Origin of the sequence: Thermogutta sp. (assembly GCF_014359955.1) — a bacterium.
Taxonomy (GTDB): domain Bacteria; phylum Planctomycetota; class Planctomycetia; order Pirellulales; family Thermoguttaceae; genus Thermogutta.
The window spans coordinates 1-1653 of sequence record NZ_JACIYL010000901.1 but is presented as its reverse complement, the minus strand read 5'-3'; the positions used below and the strand labels follow the sequence as shown (position 1 = coordinate 1653).

The following is a 1653-nucleotide window of genomic DNA, read 5'->3' as shown; positions in this document are numbered from 1 at the left end:
AAACAGCTTTAGCGATACGTTCCTCGAACTTGCCTACGCCGAGGTGTCCAGTGATGGAACAAACTATTTCCGGTTTCCCAACGATTCGCTCACACCCGGCCCTGTAGGGTCATATGGTGCTGTGGACCCGACAAATATCACCGGTTTGGCGGGCAAGTACCGGCAGGGTTGGGGAACCCCATTCGACCTCGGTGTTTTGGCGGGGGTATCGCCGCTGATAGACCTCGGCAACATTCAATTTGTTCGGATTGTGGACATCATTGGGGACGGAACGTACTTGGATACGTCGGGAGACTCGATTTACGACCCCTACCCGACGACAGGTTCCGCAGGGTTTGACCTCGACGCCGTGGGAGTTCGCTATTTTGCTCCCGAGGCGCACATTGTTCCCGAGCCATCCGCGCTCGCCATCCTGTTGACGGGAATCCCGTTTATAGGAGTCAAGCTCGGCCGAAAATTTCGGAATTCAAAATGTGCCGGTGTGATTCAGAAGACTGAATCAGTTGGTGATCAGGTTACTCTTTCCTAAGTCGTCACGTTCCTACTGAGGAGGTGCATCCATGAGAAGCAAGCTACGAAATGCTGTCTGGAAAACGACTCTGGTTGCGGTGGGCGTTTTGATCTGTCCCCCGGTATGGGCCGGGGTGGTCGATTTTGAGGATGTGGGGGCCACGCTGGCACCCAATTCTTACTGGAACGGTTCCCCAAATGACGGCCATAACACGTTCACGTCCCACGGGTTTGTGTTCCACAACAATTACACCCAGGCCTGGGATGTATGGGATGGCTTTGCTTACTCGAACAAGACGGATACGACGACCCCCGGGCACACCAACCAGTATTCCGCGATTACAGGAAGCGGTGCGGGAGGTTCACCCACGTATGGAGTTTCGTTCGTCAATCTGTGGGGCGATCTCCCGAAGATCGATGTGCCGGCGGGGGTCGCTCTGCAATCGATGCAGGTCACCAATACGACCTACGCCTATCTCTCTATGAAAAATGGCGACGACTTCGCCAAGAAGTTCGGCGGTTCATCGGGAAATGATCCCGACTGGTTTAAACTCACAATTTATGGCAAGGATTTGGCCAACCAGGTGCTGGGCACCGTGGAGTTCTATCTGGCTGATTTCCGCTTTGCGGACAACACGCTCGACTACATCGTTAACTGGTGGGCCACGGTGGATCTAACCCCCATCAGTTCCGCGCGGATTCTGGAGTTTTCTCTCGATTCTTCCGACGTGGGGCCATGGGGTATGAACACCCCGGCCTATTTCGCGCTGGATAACATCGTGTTCCAGACGCTCGGCGGCGGGGCAGAAGTTGTCCCGGAACCGGCGAGCCTCGCCCTTTTGGCCAGCGGACTCGCCGCGGCGGGGGCTGGTGCATGGCTGCGCCGCCGCAAGCGTGCAGGAGCGCAGCAACAGGCCGGCACCCGGAAACGAGGCATGGGAATCGCTGAAGGAACCGTATGAAATCCCGCGATGACGTGATGTTGCGCCGGTAAACCGGGAAGCAAGGAACAAGTCCCAGCTTCCCGGCAACACGGAAACCCCTCCGAGGACGTCGTCTCATCACGGCGTCACAGGGCCCCGGGCTCCCCTCCCCGGGGCCATCTCTTTTTGCCAGGGGCCAGGGCTGCCATCAATCGAGCGG

Annotated in this window: 2 protein-coding genes; both read left to right on the top strand. The window is 57.3% G+C overall.

All coding sequences use genetic code 11. The annotated features are described in order from the left end of the window. Positions 1-529, top strand: a 529-nt coding sequence (locus tag H5U08_RS18050; protein ID WP_297036313.1) for a PEP-CTERM sorting domain-containing protein, incomplete at its 5' end; no start/stop codon positions are given. Positions 530-560: 31 nt separating this feature from the next. Next, complete coding sequence (locus tag H5U08_RS18045; RefSeq protein WP_297036311.1) at positions 561-1472, top strand: DUF4465 domain-containing protein; 912 nt, start codon at positions 561-563, stop codon at positions 1470-1472. The last annotated feature ends 181 nt before the right edge of the window (positions 1473-1653 follow it).